Source organism: Occallatibacter sp. (assembly GCF_036502485.1).
Taxonomy (GTDB): domain Bacteria; phylum Acidobacteriota; class Terriglobia; order Terriglobales; family Acidobacteriaceae; genus Telmatobacter.
Genome location: NZ_DASXYM010000073.1, coordinates 1 through 16,948, shown reverse-complemented (window position 1 = coordinate 16,948; position 16,948 = coordinate 1). Strand labels below are relative to the sequence as shown.

Here is a 16,948-nt window from a genome sequence, read left to right as displayed (position 1 = left end):
AGGAAAATTCCATGGCAGAGCCTTCATGACACCCCTCCGACAGGCTGGACCATTCCCCTCCACGAATCTTCGTCCCCCCTCGCCGTTCTCCGCTATAGTCATTTCAAGCATCCGGCTGAGCGCCCCTTTCGGCGCTTCTCAGAGACGCAAAACCAGCAGATCTTCCCCTGAAACTGCACGGGACTCCATGAAAGCCGAACCTGTTCTCCAACCCGGGAAGCGCAGGGGCGCTCTACCGCCGGTTCCCAAAGCGGATCACCGCACCGCTTCGGGAGCTTCGGCCGGTCTGCCTGTTTACCTCAAAGAGGCTCGGACCGGCCCCCAGCGCGTCTCCGACCCCCTGGAACGCCATGCGGACCACGTGAGCGCCGCCGCCAGATCCGATGCCGTCGCGCCGTATGCCGCTGGCGGACAGAGGTCGCCTTCCTTTGCGTCCAACGCCATTCCCACCGCCGATGCGGGAGTGCCGCTCCAAAGACCCATCCGCGATCGCGTGGAACCCATCCTGGGCGTCGATCTATCCCGCGTGCGCGTCCATGAGGCCGCCTCCGATCGAGCCATTGCCGGTGGACTCAACGCACGCGCTTTCACGCATGGCCAGCACATCTGGATGGGACCGCGGGAGTCCAGCGCGGACCTCGCCCTGATGGCGCACGAGGCGGCGCACGTCGCGCAGCAGGGAACGGGGTTACAAGATTCCCCGATTCAGAAGCAGCCGCAGACTGCGACGCCCACCGCCGGAACAACGGATCAGATGGCGCTCTTCGTCAACAATCCCCCATTGGAGACCGAGCCCAGCCTGCGCACCGTCCTCACCATGCTCAATCGCTACAAACCCACCGTGGATGTGAGCGCGGTGGATTTCCGCGTCATGGCGGTCACCCAAAGCTTCGTGGGCGCAGGTCTCTTTGAAACGGGGCGCTCGCACTGGGAAGGCAACAAGCCCGTCATTGAACTTGACCAGCAGGCGTACGACACCATCGCGCAGCACTTTGCCGGCACCGCACCGGTCAGCGACGTGCATGATGTGGTCCGCACCGTGGGGCACGAACTCTATCACCTCTATCGTGAGAAGACCGGCAACCAGGGAAATCCCATTCAACCGCTGTTTTCGGCCGAAGCTTCCAAACGCATGCAGCAGATCCGCCAGAACTGGGTGGAATGGGCCAAGGATCCGGGCACCCACAAAATGCTCAACATGCCTCGCGACAAGGCCGTGACGAAATGGGAAGACCTCCCCGCCGCCGAGCGCGCCAAAATTGAAGAAGGGGCCAGCCAGACATCGCAGATCCAGGGGCTCTACGAGCAGACAGCCTACCTGGTTGAAGAAACCTACGTTCGCATCGAGGAAATCTCCTACCTGCGCGTGCAGCAGGCGGCCGAAACAGGACCGAAAAAACCATCGCTGGCCACCGTCTCGCAGATTGCCAACCTCCTTTACCGCTTCAATACGGCTCTCAATCAGACCGTGGGCAACGTGGACTTCATGACTGCCGAGCTGGTGACGAAGACCAGAGCCGCCATGCTGGAATTCCTTCGCAAGCGCTACCCCCGCCGAGCCGACCCCAGCCTCGATTCCTACGAGGTAATCTTCTATCTGGCCTCGCGAGAATACGGCCTGGCGCCGCTCTTCGACGACTCCGGGAATCTTGTCTCGGCCGCGCCGCCGGGAGCACGAGTGAAGTGAAACTCGCCCCCCCAGCGGTTTGAAACCCGAGAGGGAATCAAAGCCATGAGCTTCGCAGTTGCCGCCAAACCCGAAGAGAAGAAAAAGAAGGCGGCAGCGCGCGCCCCCGCGCAGACCGAGGGACATCAATGGGATGAGGCCGCCGGGGCTCGCGCCGGTGTCCCCCTGTTCCTCGGCGGCTGCACATCGGGTGCCTGCACCTGCAGCGAATGCATGGCCCGCCGCGTTCAGGCCAGGCTGGTGGTGGGACAGATCGGCGATCCTTACGAACAGCAGGCGGATCACGTCGCCGACCGTGCCGCGCATGGCGGAGCGCCCTCCTGGATGGCCAAGCCGCTCCAACCCCCCGGTCACTCCTCCTCCCATGTGTCCGCCATCCCCACAGCCGATGCCGGCAAGCCTTTGGAGCCGGATGTTCGCGAGCGGGTCGAACCCTTGCTCGGAGCCGATCTCAGTCAGGTCCGTATCCACGGCAGTGAGCCCGACCGAAAGGTGGCGCGGGACATGGGGGCGCAGGCCTTTACCCATGGCAGCCACATCTGGCTCGGCCCTGCACAAAGCTCATCCGACATCAAATTGATGGCTCACGAAGCAGCCCATGTGGTGCAGCAGGGCGCTGCTTCCCCACAAGCTCCCACAGTCCAGCGCCTTGAAGACGGCGTCATCGAGCCCCCGCCGCAGGCCGAATCCGCCAGGCCGGACACCGGCCCCATTCGTCAGATGCTGCAGCAGCTTCCTTCCTCCGGTCGAACCCCCAACGCCCCCGCACCCGCCGCCTCCCCCGCGGCGCCTCATGCGGCTCCCGCGGCTGCGCAAACGCCCACCGCGCCCAAAGACAAGCCCGACCCCGCCATGCTTGCGCACAAGAAGTCCGAGTTGCGGACCATCGGACAACCTGCGGCCGATCATGCCAACCGCAATCAGCCTCGCCTCAACAAAGCCGCCCACGCAGCCAAGGCCGAGGCCCATAAGCCCGCCAACCCCGGCAAGGGCGCAAAAGGCGCCGCATCTGCCCCAAAAGCATCGGCAAAGCCTTCCGGCAAGAAGAAATCCGGTGGGCGGGGCCATGGCAATGGCGGAGTGTCCACCGCCGGAGTGCAAACGCCGGCGACTCCCACACCCGTGCAGGCTCCTAAAATTGCCGCGCCGGTTGACTCCGCAGGCAAACCGCTGTCTCCCGATGTCGCAGGCGACGCGGGCATCGTCAAATTAACCATCATGGCCCAGGCCATGCGGCTCAAAGGCTTTCTATTGCGCCAGCAGGCGGCGCAGGAACGCCACAATGCCGGAGTCATCCAGGGCAATCTCAACAAGGTGAATGACGGCATTGCGCAGGCCGATGAGGGAATCGGCAAAACCGATGAGCATCTCACCTACCGCCGCGAAGTGGTCTCCAAGGCGGAAGGCGTCCTGAAGGTTTCAGAGCAAAAGGCCGACATGGTCGCCTCTCAGGCCCCCAAGTATCAATCCACCAGTGCGGAAGGCAAGGCCAAGTCCGGACCCATGTCCAGCGAAGCCGGCGGCCTGGCTGCGGAAAATGCCTCCAAGGCTCCCGACGATGAGGACGCAGCGGAGAAATCGCAGGAGCAGGGACAAAAGCTGAACAAGGTCGGGTCCGACATCGGCAGCATGGACGACGCAATGACCAAGACCCAGGCCAAAGCCGACACCCTCGCCGGGGACGCCGCACAGGCAAAACAGAAAAACGCCAAAACCAGCCAAAACGTCACCGCCACCCACGGCGCTCTCGATCAGACCGGCGCCAAAGTGGCTCAGATGCAGGCCCAGAACGCCTCGGCGCAGGCGCAGGCCGCCGCCCATGCCGGAGGGCCGGCGCAGATGGCTGCCCGCGCCGCGGCCCTCGATCTCGACGGCCAGGCGGCCATTCAGGCTTCCATCCAGATGGAGCAGCGCGCACACGCGGCCCAGCAAAGATATCTCGACGGCATGCACAGCGTGCCAAAATCCAAACTGGGCGGCGCATCCCCCAACCCACGCCCGGTCCTGATTCAACGTCAGGCCGAGCCCGGGGCTCCCAACCCTGATGAGCGCATCAATCTGAACCTCGGCGCAAAAGTGGGCGATGCCCTTCCCTCCTGGCTCACCGGAGAAGAAAAGCAAACTGAGGAAGAGCGCGCCCAGGCCCAGGCCGACGAGAAAAAACGCCGCCAGGATGAAATCAAGGAGATCAGCGACAAGGCCGGAGGCGACTTCAGCAAGCTCTCCGCCGCGGATAAGGCAGGGATCGCCCTCAGGCTTACAGGACGCCATCTCTTCGGATCGGTTGCCGGCATCAAGTGGCCCAACTTCCTCGGCAAGATGCTGCAGGGCCTCGTCGATCCCCGCATGGCCCTGATGGGAGTGGTCAGCGGGCTCAGCATGGTCCTCTCCGGAGGCGCCAATCTCATCAGCGCAGAACAATGGAAGAAAGATCCGATCGGCAATCTGCTGAAATCCGCCGCGGAAATCGCCACCGGCATCACCATTGTCCTCGGCGCCATCACCGCCCTGGCCATGGCGATTATCGCCATCCTCATCGCCGCGGCCATCCTCACCCTCGGCTTGCTCGGACCGCTCGCCGCCGCAGTCATCCCCTTCTGCACCACTGTCGTCGCCACGGTTGGACCCTGGACCATGGAAGCGGCCGCCATCGCGCTCGAACTCAACATCCTGGTCATGATTAAAGACCTCATCGACGCAGCCACGGCCCAGACGGCCGAACAGTTACAGGGCGAATCGGACAAGGTCACCGAAGACGCCAAACAGGCCGGCAACATGGCCCTGCAGATCGGCATGGCGGCCGTGGGCGAAGCCGGCGGGGAAGCCCTCGCCTCCACCGAGTTTGGCCAGGGCATGGCCGCAGGCATGCGCGATATCGGAGAAGACTTCGGCATCGTCAAGCCGGCCGGCGGTGCGACCGCGCCACCGGTCGAAGCTGCTCCCGTCGAAACCTCGTCTGCGCCACCGCAAGGCGAGGCCGCCGCTCCCGCACCCAAGACCGACGCAGCCCCGGTCGAACAGCCCTCAGCACCCAAGGCCGAAGCCCCCAAACCCGCAGAGCCCTCCACCGCGCCCAAGACAGAAACTCCTCAATCCGCGGAGCCCGCCACTGCACCCAAGGCCGAAGCCCCCAAACCCGCCGAACCTTCCACCGCGCCCAAAGCAGAAGCGGCTTCAGCCGAGCCAGTTGAAAAACCCGCCGCCGAAAGCAAGCCCGCCGAGCCCGCTGAAGCCACGCCGAAGCCGGATGACATAGCCGCCGAACAGCCGGCCGCCGACGGGCACAAGGTCAAGGTCACCAAAGAAGGCGAGTGCCTCATCTGCACCGATTGCGAAAACGCCGCCACCGTGATTGACCGGCAATTGGAAGCCGGAGAAGTACCTCCGGCCGAGAAAGCCAAAATTGAAGGCGATCTGGAGAAGGCAAACGAAATCCAGGATCCCGCCCAGAAAGCCCAGGCCACCGCGGAAGTTCAAAAAGAAGCCACGGCGGCCGTCGACAAAGCACAGGCCGAGGCGGCGAAAGCCGAACCCGCGAAGCCCCCGGAGACCCCATCTGAATCGCCGTCTGAGCTGCCTGCCAAAACGGCCGAACCTCCAGCCGCGGCGAAACCCGATGCGCCTGAGCCCGTTCCCGGGGAAGACCTCAAAGGTCCGGGACCAGAGGAGAAGGCCGCCCCCGAAGAGACCGCCCCCGCCAAAAACAAGTCCCCGCGCGAAAGCGCTGAGGATGAGATCAACGACCGCATCCAGAAAAAGCGGGAGCAGCGCGCTGCCGAGACAAAAGAGATGGAACCGGTGCGCGAAGAAGTCGCGGCCAAGGCCAGGAAGGTGAATGAAGCCTATGAGCGCGCGAAAGCCGCCAAAGGCGAGGAATACAAACAGGCGATCAAGGAATGGAAGGAGGCTCAGGCTGAACTGAAAGAGGCAAACGAGCGTTTGCAGGGCTATCAGGAGAAAATCAAGGAACTGCATGACGCGGAGTTTGAACTCAAAGAATCCCTCGCCGCGGGTAAACGGCGCGAAACCTATCTGGGCAAAACCCCCGGTAAGTATTCGGATGTCGGTATGGAAGTTCAGGCCCGCATGCGAGCCAACGGCACCCTGAAGACTGACCCGGTTACAGGCGACGTGATGTTCAAGGCATCCAATGACCAGTGGTACCCATTAGAGGATGCCGACATGTCCCACTATCCCGTGGATGCCGTTTCATACTGGAATGAGACCGGAAGGAACTTCGGCCCAAGATCTCCGGAAGTTCGTGCCTGGATGACCGATGCGAGGAATTACGTTCTCGATCACTACTCGTTGAACCGCTCGGCAGGAGGCAGCCTCGGCGAGGAGTATCTTCCCCCTAAGTAAGGAAGAGAGTTATGACAACGCAGTTATCGCCTGAACAGTTGGCGGTCGTCGAGGACGAAGGAAAAAAGGGACGCGCAGCATGGAAAAACGGCGATCTCCCCACGGCTGAACAGCACTTTCTCGCAGCCTGGAATGCGTTACCCGAACCCAGCCTCGAGCAGGAATATGCGCAGATCCTTTCCCGCGGCATCACCACCTTCTACCGCGATACAAAGCAGTTTGAAAAAGCGAAAAAATGGATTGAAACAACCAGGCAGGCTTACGGCCCCGGCGATCCTTCCGTAGAGTTTCTCGCCGGAACCGTCGCCTTCGAATCCGGTGATCTGGATGAGGCGTATCGCTTGTTTCATCCGCTTTACTTGAAGTACGCAGACCGGCCCTTCGAAGGACATACCAAGTATCTGGACTTCACTCGTAACCGGTCGCATGAATAACCTGAAGCGGAGAACCGTCGATCTTCACCGCCTGCCCGTCGGGGCGCAATACGCGATCGCCATCGCGGTTTCTGTACTGGTCGCCTTTCTCGCCTGGCATATAGGCCGCAACCGGCCCTCCCCGGCATGGATCGGTCCGTTCATGTCCGTGTGGCTGTGGCTAGGACCTGCCCTGCTCGCTTTCTTCCTGGTCGCGGCGGTTTTCAAGCGGATACGAAAAGCCTCGGCTCGCGAAGCGGAGCACCATCCGCCCGGACCCCGCGCCTGAGACCCGGCCTTTGACACGCACACCTTCAACCCAATCGGAACCGTCAGCCAATAGGCTTCACTCCAACCCCATCGCAACAGAATTATTCTGATCTCAGGGTGGATGCATCCGAATGCCTATGGATGAGATTTCTGCATGCGATCCGGTGCTCCGGGTCAGTGGCTTGCGCAAGCACTACGGCTCCGTAGAAGCCGTCAAGGGCATCGCCTTCGAAGTTTGCCCCGGCGAGGTTGTAGGACTGCTCGGCCTGAATGGCGCCGGCAAAACGACCACCATCAGCATGATCCTGGGAGTGCTCGAGCCGACCGCCGGCCTCATCACCATCGCCGGCATCAACCTCGCCCGCGAGCGCTCCCGCGCCCTTGAGCATACAAATTTTGCGGCCGTCTATGCTCCCCTGCCCGGCAATCTCACCGTCTACGAAAACCTCCGCGTGTTTGCTGGGCTGTATGGCGTGCGCGACTTCAGAAAAAATGCCGACGCCGTGCTCGAGCGCTTCCAGCTCACCCCCTTCCGCAACGTGAAATGCGGCGTGCTCTCCTCCGGCGAGCAGACGCGCGTGGGGCTCGCAAAGGCTCTGCTCAATCAGCCGCCCCTTCTGCTGCTCGATGAGCCCACCGCTTCCATCGACCCCGCCAGCGCCCGCGACATCCGTCAAACCATCCGCGGCTTTGTCGACGAGTGCCGCGCCGGCGTGCTGTGGACCTCCCACAACATGTATGAGGTCGAGGAAGTGTGCGACCGCGTGCTCTTCCTCTCCCACGGGCACATCGTTCTCGAAGGCGATCCAAAGACTCTCCCGGCCCAGTATGGAAAGCCCACTCTCGAAGAGTTGTTCATCACCGTGGCCCGCGAACGGCTCGACGATCAGGCGGTGCGGCAATGAACCTCTCCCGCGTGAGTGCCGTCGTGATGCGCCAGTTCTTTCTCTATCGCGGAAGCGTAGCCCGCGCCGTGCCGCTGTTTGCCTGGGTCACCATCGACATGGTCCTTTGGGGCTTCATGACCAAATTCCTCAGCGGCATCGCCGCAGGATCCTACCGGTTTGTGCCGGCGCTCCTCGGCGCCGTGCTGTTCTGGGATTTCATGACCCGCGTCATGCAGGGCGTAACCACAGCCTTCTTTGAGGATGTGTGGACACGCAATTTCCTGAATGTATTTGCCAGTCCCATCACAGTCGCGGAGTACATGACTGGCCTGCTGCTCTCGAGCATGGCCACAAGCATGCTCGGCCTCCTGTTCATGGTGGCGATTGCCACCGCGGGGTTCGGCCTTCACTTCGCCGCATATGGCGTGATGCTGGTGCCGTTCCTCGTCGTGCTGTTCCTGTTCGGCTTGGCGCTGGGCATCGCAGCCACAGCCATTGTGTTGCGCCTGGGCCCGGCCGCCGAGTGGTTCGTATGGCCCATTCCCGCGCTCATGGCGCCCTTTGCCGCGGTGTACTACCCCCTGGCAACCCTACCGGTGTGGATGCGCGCGATCTCGCGCCTGCTGCCCGCCTCTTATGTCTTCGAAGGCATGCGCGCCGTGGTACAGGGCCAGCATTTTGACCCCGCCCTGCTGGCCCTGGCAGCCGCCCTCGCCCTGCTTTACATCCTGGCGGCCTACTGGCTCTTCGCGCGCGTATTCCGCTCGGCGGTGAAAACCGGCCTGCTCGCGCGCTACAGCGCGGAAAGTGTCTCGTAGCCCTGGTGTCGCACACGAGCAGATCAGGCCGGAAGCAGTAAGGTTGTGTCTCCATCCAGCATCTGTTCCTGCTTTTCGTCCTGTCATTCCGCAGGAAATCTGCTGCTTCCACTCTGCACCTGATCTAGACCTGCAGCCGATGCAGATACGGCACACTGGCCTGCATCAAAGGCAGCTCCATCTCCACAAAATAGTTCTGGATGCCGCCCGTCTTGGCAGCCGTGAAAATGCGCTTCCAGTCGAGTGTCCCCTGCCCCACCGCAACAATCTTCTTCTGCGGCGCTGACCACCCCTGCACATGCATCGAGATAAACCGGCCCGGATATTTGTTAAAGTACTCAGCGGCGTCGAACCCCTGCTCAATCGTCGACACCTGAAACTGGAACTTCACATACTTGGGATCAAGCAGCGCAAACAGCATGTCATAGGTGCGCTTGCCGTCCACCGTGGAGCACTCGAAACCTTCATTGTGCAGCCCCTGCGTGATGCCGGCCGCGGCGGCCTGCTCGCCCATGCGGTTGTACTCGTCGGCGGCTTTCTTCACGTCATCGGCAGTGGGATTCCTCGGCCCGCCCAGGCTCGCCACCAGCATCTGCGTCAGGCCCAGCTCTTTGGCCCACGCAATCCGCGCAGCCTGGTCCTTGCGCAGCTCCTCCATTGAGAAATGGCTGCTCACGCACGTGAGGCCGGCGTCGTTGATCACCTTGCGCAACTCCGCCCCGCTCATCTTCTGCAGGCCGCCGAAACCGGAGTCTGCGTACCCCGCCGGCGAGCAAAGCTCGATGCAGCGGAAACCTGCCCCTGCCAGTTCTTTGAGGGTTCCCGGAAAATCTTTGGCGATCTTCTCGCGCACCGGCCAGGTCTGGCAGCCAATCGGCAAGCCGAGCGGGTCGGCGTGGGCTATCCCCGCGAAGGGAAGAGCGGCTGCGCAAACGGATGCGGTCTGGATGAACTGCCTTCTGGACAAAGCCTGCATGAGTGCCTCCGTTGAATCGACTCGATTGTAAAGGCTTAGGCGGGGGGGTGGCGGCGCAGCAGGTCGTCGGGCCTCCGGAAAACGAAGTTTTCCCTCCGCTCCGTTCAGATCAGATCGACAAGTGCTTTTTGCCTTCGCGTACGGCTCCCGGAGGGCATCCAATCTCTGTGGGGGGCGTAAGCCATTGCGAGCCACAGGAGCTCAGCGAAACAATGAGATCATGAGTTCGCCGCACGGAACGAGCGAGCCCCAACAGCCACTCCCCGCGGGCGACGAGCGTTTGCCCGCGCCGCGCGAGGTTCCCCCGCCCCCGCGCAAAGGCTTCTGGCGCCGCCACCGCTGGCTCATGTGGGCCGGACTTGCCACAGCGCTTTTCCTGGTCGCCCTCTCGGTGGTCCTGGCGTTTCTGGCGCGCCGCTTTGAACCGTTCTTGCACGAGCGGGTGGTCGCCACCCTCGCAGATCATTTCCACACTCGCGTGGAGCTCGACTCCTTCCACGTGGAGGTCCGCCATGGAACCCAGGCCACCTTCGGCCTCTGGGCAAGAGGCGATGGACTGCGCATCTGGCCGCCCCACTCGGCCGGCAACGATCAGCCCCCGGAGATTGCCGCGGGAACGCAGCCGCTCATTCAGTTGCAGGAGTTCAGCTTCCATGTGCCCCTGCGATGGGAGCAGCGACAGCTTCTGAAGATTCCAGAGGTGCGCTTAAAGGGACTGTCGATCCATGTGCCGCCAAAATCGGAGCGCCAACGGAATGCCGCCCTGCACCTATCCGGAAATGCACACATCAAGACCGATGAACTCAACGCAGATGACAACGGCGTGCCTCAGCAATTTGACCAGTCCCGCGCCGCCGGCAGGTCTCCCGCGTTTTCAAACGTCATCGTCGAAAAAGTACTGTGCGAGCGGGCAGAAGTTGTCATTGAAACGGACAAGCCCGACAAGCTGCCCATGACCTTTGCGATCGCGCACTTGAAGCTGCGCAATCTGACCGCCGGCAAGCCAATGGAATTTGAGGCGGAGCTGACCAATCCCAAGCCCACAGGCCAGATCGACACCAAAGGAAGCTTCGGGCCCTGGGCAATCGACGACCCCGGCGAAAGCCCCGTCGACGGCACTTACCAGTTCCAGTATGCCAATCTCGGCGAGTTCAAAGGCATCGCCGGAATCCTCTCGTCCAACGGCAAGTACAAAGGCACACTCCGCGAGATGAAGGTGGATGGGGAGACGATGGTCCCCGATTTCCGCCTCACACAGTTCGGCACCAAATTACCGCTGCATACCAATTTCCACGCGCGCGTCGACGGCACCAACGGCGACACCTGGCTCGACAGCATCGACGCCGTGCTCGGCTCCTCCAGGTTCACCACCTCCGGCAAGGTCGTCCGTGTCAAAGTCGACGCCAACACCAAGGCCGCCGAACTAAAAGCCGAGTCCACCATGGGCCCCGCACCGCAGTCCGGCCACGTCATCGACGTGAACGTGTACGTGCCGCATGGGCGCCTGGAAGATTTCCTGCGCCTGGTGAACAAATCAGGAACCACCGCAATCACCGGAGTCGTCGAAACCAAAGCCGCTCTGCACATCCCGCCCGGCGATGACCCCGTCAACAAGCGCATGAAGCTCGACGGATTCTTCAAGCTCGACAACGCCGTGTTCACCAGCAATAAGGTGCAGGCGCGCGTCGAAGAATTGAGCTTCCGGTCCCAGGGCCGTCCTGACGACATGAAGAACGCCAACCCCGATTCCGTGACCTGGAGCATGCAGGGCAACTTTCACATGGCCAACGGAGTCATCGCACTCCCCGACCTCGAGTACACAGTGCCCGGAGCAGACGTCAAGCTGCAGGGCACTTACACCCTCGAAGGCGAAGTCAACATGGACGGGACCGCCCGCCTGCAGGCCACCGTCTCGCAAATGGTGGGCGGATGGAAAGGCTTCCTGCTCAAGCCCGCCGATCACTTCTTCAAAAAAGATGGCGCAGGCGCGCTGGTGCCCATCCGCATCCGCGGCACCAAGGACTCCCCGGATTTCGGCGTCGACTTCGGCCGCATGGGCAACAACACCCATCCTGAAAAGCCGGGAGACAAATAGGCACCCGCGGTACAACGCGCTGCAGCCGCCCCTCCAATTCCCTGCCGAACCCGCGCAAATCGCCATCCCCCCTTCCGTGTGTTAGCTTGGCTGCGGACCACCGCTGCCGAAACTACGAGCAGCGGAATTTCGCGGCGCCGCTTTGAACCTGCTCAATGAGGTCCGTCCAGCGCCCCGCCTTTTGAGGAACGCAATGCACTGGACCGAACATCTGACGAGAGCACTCGCCGGCACCGCCTTCTGTCTTTCGCTCTTGAGCCCCGCGGCAGCGGCTGCCGCGCAGGACTCCACCGGCAATCAACTCAATCAACCATCGTCAAAATCCGGCGATGAGTGGTGGCGCCACGCGGTCATCTACGAGATCTATCCCCGCAGCTTCCAGGACTCCAACGGCGACGGCATCGGCGACATCCAGGGCATCGCCTCGCGCCTCGACTACCTCAAAGACCTCGGCATCGACGCCATCTGGATCACGCCCATGTATCCCTCTCCCGGCGTGGACTACGGTTACGACATCTCCGACTACACCGCCATTGATCCCGACTACGGCACCATGGCCGACTTCGACAATCTCGTCTCCGAAGCGAACAAGCGCGGCATCCGCATCCTCATGGACTACGTCATCAACCACACCTCTGACCAGCATCCCTGGTTCAAGGAGTCGCGCTCTTCCCGCGACAATCCCAAACGCGACTGGTACGTCTGGCACGATGGCAAAGACGAAACATCCACCAGCCAGGGCGAGCCGCCCAACAACTGGCAGTCATGGTTCGGACACTCCGCCTGGCAGTGGGATCCCACCACCCGCCAGTACTACTACCACTACTTCTACGTGCAGCAACCCGACCTCAACTGGCGCAATCCTGAAGTCCACAAGGCCATGGATGGCGTGCTCGACTTCTGGATGCAGCGCGGCGTGGCCGGCTTCCGCATCGACGCCGTGTCGCGCCTCTTTGAAGACCCCGGCATGCACGACGACCCCTATCTGCCCGGCATCAACGTCTACGGCGATCGCAACATCAAGCACCTCTACACCGACGATCTGCCTCAGGTTCATGACGTGTTGAAAGAGGTCCGCAGCGTCGTCGACAAGTACCCCGGCAACCCCGTCCTGGTCACCGAAGCCGACGAGCCCAACGTCGAAGCGCTCGCCAAAATGTATGGCAACAACGACGAAGTGCAGTTGCCCATGGACTTCCAGATCGCCGACGTGAACGGCCTCGATGCCGCACGCTTCCGCAAACTCTTCGACGAAGTGGAGAACAACTCCGCGCACGGCCAGCCGGAGTACTTCTTCTCCAATCACGATCAACCGCGCCAGTGGGACCGCTATGGCGACGGCAAGCACAACGATCAGATCGCCAGGCTCATGGCCGTGCTTGAACTCACCACCCGCGGCACCCCGCAAATGTACTACGGCGAAGAACTGGGCATGCGCACCACCGATCCCGCGCGCATCGAAGATGTCCACGATCCCATCGGCAAACTCGGCTGGCCCAAAGAGAAGGGCCGCGACGGCGAACGCACCCCCATGCAGTGGGACGCCACTGCCGGCGCCGGTTTCACAAGCGGCACAAAGCCCTGGCTCCCCATTCCCCCCAACGCCAGCGCCTACAACGTCGAAACAGAGAGCAAAAATCCTGACTCGATCTTCAATTGCTACAAAACCCTCTTGCACCTGCGCAAGACCGAGAAAGCCCTGCGTGATGGAAGCCAGCAGAGCGTTCTCAACGACCCCGACATATTCGCCTACCTCAGGAAGAGCGGCGACGAAACAGTGCTGGTGATGCTGAACATGAGCGCGCATGAACGTACGTGGGGATTCAAGCCGGATGAACTGGGGCTGCATGCCCAGTCAAAACTGGTCCCCCTCTACAGTTCCACAGGCTCCATCTCCGCATGGGATGCGGCGAGCTCCATCAAGCTGCCACCCTTCGCCGCAGTCGTCGCGCGCGTGCAATAAACTCATCGCCCCGCAATGACTTGTCATCCAGAGCGCAGCGAAGAACCCGCTTGCCCATCACCATCGCCCTGTGGATGACAAACCCTCATCCCACCTTCAACACAATCTTCCCGCGCACATGTCCCGCCTGGCTCACCTCCAGCGCGCGCGCCGCCTCCTCCAGCGGCAACACCGCTTCCACGGCGGTTTTCAACTTGCCGGCATCCACCAGCCGGGCAATCTCGATGAGCTGCTCCACATTGGGCTGGCTTCCTAAAAACATGGCCTTCACTCCATGTTTCGCCGCCTCCTCCTGCGAGGGCGGCTGAACAATCGACACCAGCGTTCCTCCCTTTTTGAGCGCCGCAAACGAACGCTGCTGCGTTTCCCCACCCTGCGTGTCGAGAACCACGTCCACATCGCGCGCCACGTCTTCAAACTTCGTGCTCTGATAATCAATCGGCTCGTCGACGCCCAGCTCTTTCAAGTAGTCGAGATTGCGGCCAGATGCCGTTCCATACACATATGCGCCCTTCGCCTTGGCGAGCTGAACGGCGAAGCTGCCCACACTGCCCGCGGCCCCATGGATGAGCACCTTGCCTCCGCTCGTCAGGCCGCCCACGTCGAACAGCGCCTGCCAGGCCGTCTTTGCACCCACCGGAATCGATGCCGCCTGCGCGTGGTCCAACGAATGAGGCTTGGGAGCCAGCTCCGCGACACCCGTGACCACATACTCGGCAAACGTGCCCATCGCCGTGCCGTACACCGGATCGCCTTGCTTGAATTGATTGACGCCCGGGCCTTGTGCCTCGATTTCCCCGGAGAAATCAAACCCCAGCGTTACCGGGAGTTCAACAGGCATAACCTCTTTCATATACCCGGCTCGAATCTTCCAGTCGACAGGATTGACACCGGCAGCGCGCACGCGAACCAGAACCTGCCCGGGCCCTGGCGCAGGCTGAGCAATCTCGTCCAGCAGAAGAACCTCGGGGCCGCCGTATTGATGGATGCGAACAGCTTTCATTGAAACGATCTCCTTGGCTGGGATTGAGATGCCACGCCCGGCGCGGAGATTCGTGAATTCCCATTCCCGGCGCTGTCGCGACCGCAAAGCACCAGATCCAACCCAACTCTGTTTGCGATTAACAACCTGAGCCGAATGTGTTACTTTTCTCGCGTCGCACCGTTGCCGAATCCACGAGTAACGGAAACACATAGGCGTTGCAATCTGTGAATTGCCCCGCCCAATAGGAGACCGCAATGCATTGGACCAAAAGCATGGCGGCTTGCGCTTTGACCCTTTCCATGGGGGTCGCGCTCGCCGCGCGAGGGCAGACCGCGCCCGCCGCAAGCAATCAATCGAATCTGGCTGACTGGTGGAAGAACGCTGTCATCCTCGAGATCTATCCCCGTAGCTATCAAGACAGCAACGGAGACGGCATCGGCGACCTGAACGGCATCACCCAGCGCCTCGACTACCTCAAGAGCCTCGGCGTTGACGCCATCTGGCTCACCCCCATCTACCCTTCACCGCAGGTCGACTTCGGCTACGACATCTCCGATTACGAGGGTATCGATCCGCAGTACGGCACCATGGCCGACTTCGACAAGCTTATGGACGAGGCCAACAAGCGCCACATCCGCGTCATCATGGACATGGTGATGAACCACTCCTCAGACAAGCACAAGTGGTTCCTCGAGTCGCGCTCGTCCAAAAAAAATCCCTATCGCAATTGGTACGTATGGAAGGATGGCAAAGGCGAGACCGCCACCGACAAAGGTGCGCCACCCAATAACTGGCGTTCGGGCTTCGGCGGCTCAGCGTGGGAGTGGGATCCCACCACGCGGCAGTACTGGTATCACAAGTTCTATACAGAACAGCCTGACTTCAACTGGAATAACCCCAAGGTGCACCAGGCGTTCAAAGACATCATCGCGTTCTGGCTGAAAAAAGGCGTGGCCGGTTTCCGCTTCGATGCCATCACCACTCTGTTTGAGGATCCGCAGTGGCGCGATGAGAGCCCGGTACTCGACAAAAACGGGAACCCGGAAAAGGGCCCCGACGGACAGATAGAGCTGAACGATACGCAGACCAATAACCTCCCGGCTGTGCACGATGTGATGAAGGAGATGCGGGCCTCGGCAGACAAAGGATTCAAGTCGGCCACCTATCCGGGCACACGGGTCTTCATCGGCGAAACCTATCTGCCTAATATTGCGGAGCTCGCCAAGCAGTACGGAACCGCGGATCATCCGGAGTTCCATCTGCCCATGGATACCCAGATTCTGGCCATCAACAAAATGGACGCCGTGGCGTTCCGGACCAGGCTCAACGACGTCGAGACCGGCATCGGCAACAACGTGCCGCTGCTCGTGTTTGATAACCACGACAATCCGCGCATCGATGCGCGTTACGGCGACGGCGTCCACAATGAAGACATCGAGCGAGTGATTGCGACCGTGTTGTTCGCCAGCAAGGGCACCGCGCTGTTCTACAACGGCGACGAGATCGGCATGAAGACGACTCCGCCGGAGCGCAAGGAAGATGTCAAGGACCCGGTGGGGCGCGCCATGTGGCCGTTCTACAAGGGCCGCGACGGCGAGCGTACGCCCATGCAGTGGGACGACTCGGCGAATGCGGGATTCACCACAGGAACACCGTGGCTCCCGGTCCCGCCCACCTATAAAGCCGTGAACGTCGAGGCCGAGCAGGGCAAGCCCGATTCAATGCTCACGTGGTATCAGAATCTGATCGAGATGAAGAAGTCCAACCCGGCGCTGGCGCAGGGGACCGATCTGATGGTCGATACCGAAAACACCAGGGTGCTGAGCTGGCTCCGCCAGGCGCCCGACGGAACCCAGGTGCTGGTGACCTGCAACTTCACCGCCGATCCGCAGACGGTGAACCTCTCCGGCGGCGGCGTGAAAGGAATGCAGGCCAAGACCCTCCTGAAGTCGCCCGCCGGCTCCGAACCCGGCTCGCTCGACAAGGTGGACCTCCCCCCCTTCGGCGTCTGGATCGGCCAGGTGCAGTAAGCGAGGGAACAGGCAACAGGGAGTAGAACCGGCAACAGGCAGTAGATAACCAGCAGCGGATAACCACGCCGGCGACCCGTCAGGGTCGCCGGCCTTCTTTCGCAATCCTCTAAGCTTCGGATGGTTTGCTCGTCCTGTGGAGCTACAAGCAGCTCTTTGCAGTGAAACTCCGCTCTGCCGCCCGTCGGCCATCATGGGTATGGCGCCTGAAGTGTTCTACCGTCGCAACCTACCCTGTGTCGCACTGAGAATGGCCCCACTCGGACATCTGGAGTGAGCCGGACCGTCACAGGCTCAGCCCGGCGGTCCTGCTGGGGCCGTGCAACTTCATGGCCGCTTCGCGCCCCGCGGGTACGAGGGACCTTGTCCCATGCACTGTGACAGCCCTCACAGCCATCCCCGCCCAAACCCCGCATACTTCCCTTCTGTTGGCTTCACGGCCGGCCCGGATTCCTATGCTTT

At 61.7% G+C, this 16,948-nt stretch carries 11 protein-coding genes; 9 read left to right on the top strand and 2 right to left on the bottom strand.

The window, feature by feature from the left end:
• Positions 1–187: 187 nt before the first annotated feature.
• The 6 genes from VGL22_RS10885 (at position 188) to VGL22_RS10860 (ending at position 8,437) form a co-directional block, all read left to right on the top strand.
• Complete coding sequence (locus VGL22_RS10885) at positions 188–1,687, top strand: eCIS core domain-containing protein (RefSeq protein ID WP_465266945.1); 1,500 nt, start codon at positions 188–190, stop codon at positions 1,685–1,687.
• A gap of 45 nt (positions 1,688–1,732) precedes the next feature.
• Complete coding sequence (locus tag VGL22_RS10880) at positions 1,733–6,049, top strand: eCIS core domain-containing protein (protein WP_465266944.1); 4,317 nt, start codon at positions 1,733–1,735, stop codon at positions 6,047–6,049.
• 11 nt (positions 6,050–6,060) lie between these two features.
• Complete coding sequence (locus VGL22_RS10875) at positions 6,061–6,483, top strand: tetratricopeptide repeat protein (RefSeq protein ID WP_465266943.1); 423 nt, start codon at positions 6,061–6,063, stop codon at positions 6,481–6,483.
• Positions 6,476–6,751 carry a hypothetical protein gene (locus VGL22_RS10870; protein WP_465266942.1) on the top strand — a complete coding sequence of 92 codons (276 nt, stop codon included), beginning with the start codon at positions 6,476–6,478 and terminating at the stop codon, positions 6,749–6,751. The genes VGL22_RS10875 and VGL22_RS10870 overlap by 8 nt, the downstream gene beginning before the upstream one ends.
• 118 nt (positions 6,752–6,869) lie before the next feature.
• Complete coding sequence (locus VGL22_RS10865; protein WP_465266941.1) at positions 6,870–7,637, top strand: ABC transporter ATP-binding protein; 768 nt, start codon at positions 6,870–6,872, stop codon at positions 7,635–7,637.
• Complete coding sequence (locus tag VGL22_RS10860; RefSeq protein ID WP_465266940.1) at positions 7,634–8,437, top strand: ABC transporter permease; 804 nt, start codon at positions 7,634–7,636, stop codon at positions 8,435–8,437. The genes VGL22_RS10865 and VGL22_RS10860 overlap by 4 nt, the downstream gene beginning before the upstream one ends.
• 124 nt (positions 8,438–8,561) lie before the next feature.
• Here VGL22_RS10860 and VGL22_RS10855 read toward each other — a convergent pair whose 3' ends face one another.
• Positions 8,562–9,413, bottom strand: a complete 852-nt coding sequence (locus VGL22_RS10855; protein WP_465266939.1) for a sugar phosphate isomerase/epimerase family protein — start codon at positions 9,411–9,413, stop codon at positions 8,562–8,564.
• 220 nt (positions 9,414–9,633) lie between these two features.
• Here VGL22_RS10855 and VGL22_RS10850 point away from each other — a divergent pair, with 220 nt between their 5' ends.
• Both VGL22_RS10850 and VGL22_RS10845 read left to right on the top strand, forming a co-directional pair.
• A complete protein-coding gene (locus VGL22_RS10850) occupies positions 9,634–11,508 on the top strand; it encodes an AsmA family protein (RefSeq protein WP_465266938.1) in 1,875 nt (624 codons plus the stop codon).
• Positions 11,509–11,701: 193 nt separating this feature from the next.
• On the top strand, positions 11,702–13,471 hold the full coding sequence (locus tag VGL22_RS10845; protein WP_465266937.1) for a glycoside hydrolase family 13 protein: 1,770 nt from the start codon (positions 11,702–11,704) through the stop codon (positions 13,469–13,471).
• An 85-nt stretch (positions 13,472–13,556) separates the two neighbouring features.
• Here VGL22_RS10845 and VGL22_RS10840 read toward each other — a convergent pair whose 3' ends face one another.
• Positions 13,557–14,474, bottom strand: coding sequence for an NADP-dependent oxidoreductase (locus VGL22_RS10840; RefSeq protein ID WP_465266936.1), 918 nt, complete (start codon positions 14,472–14,474; stop codon positions 13,557–13,559).
• Positions 14,475–14,710: 236 nt separating this feature from the next.
• Here VGL22_RS10840 and VGL22_RS10835 point away from each other — a divergent pair, with 236 nt between their 5' ends.
• The gene (locus VGL22_RS10835) at positions 14,711–16,486 is read left to right on the top strand and encodes a glycoside hydrolase family 13 protein (RefSeq protein ID WP_465266935.1); all 1,776 of its coding nucleotides are present in this window, start codon (positions 14,711–14,713) and stop codon (positions 16,484–16,486) included.
• The last annotated feature ends 462 nt before the right edge of the window (positions 16,487–16,948 follow it).

Coding starts and splice junctions, on each gene's coding strand:
- VGL22_RS10885 (WP_465266945.1), top strand. CDS start 188: ATGAAAGCCGAACCTGTTCTCCAACCCGGGAAGCGCAGGGGCGCTCTA.
- VGL22_RS10880 (WP_465266944.1), top strand. CDS start 1,733: ATGAGCTTCGCAGTTGCCGCCAAACCCGAAGAGAAGAAAAAGAAGGCG.
- VGL22_RS10875 (WP_465266943.1), top strand. CDS start 6,061: ATGACAACGCAGTTATCGCCTGAACAGTTGGCGGTCGTCGAGGACGAA.
- VGL22_RS10870 (WP_465266942.1), top strand. CDS start 6,476: ATGAATAACCTGAAGCGGAGAACCGTCGATCTTCACCGCCTGCCCGTC.
- VGL22_RS10865 (WP_465266941.1), top strand. CDS start 6,870: ATGGATGAGATTTCTGCATGCGATCCGGTGCTCCGGGTCAGTGGCTTG.
- VGL22_RS10860 (WP_465266940.1), top strand. CDS start 7,634: ATGAACCTCTCCCGCGTGAGTGCCGTCGTGATGCGCCAGTTCTTTCTC.
- VGL22_RS10855 (WP_465266939.1), bottom strand. CDS start 9,413: ATGCAGGCTTTGTCCAGAAGGCAGTTCATCCAGACCGCATCCGTTTGC.
- VGL22_RS10850 (WP_465266938.1), top strand. CDS start 9,634: ATGAGTTCGCCGCACGGAACGAGCGAGCCCCAACAGCCACTCCCCGCG.
- VGL22_RS10845 (WP_465266937.1), top strand. CDS start 11,702: ATGCACTGGACCGAACATCTGACGAGAGCACTCGCCGGCACCGCCTTC.
- VGL22_RS10840 (WP_465266936.1), bottom strand. CDS start 14,474: ATGAAAGCTGTTCGCATCCATCAATACGGCGGCCCCGAGGTTCTTCTG.
- VGL22_RS10835 (WP_465266935.1), top strand. CDS start 14,711: ATGCATTGGACCAAAAGCATGGCGGCTTGCGCTTTGACCCTTTCCATG.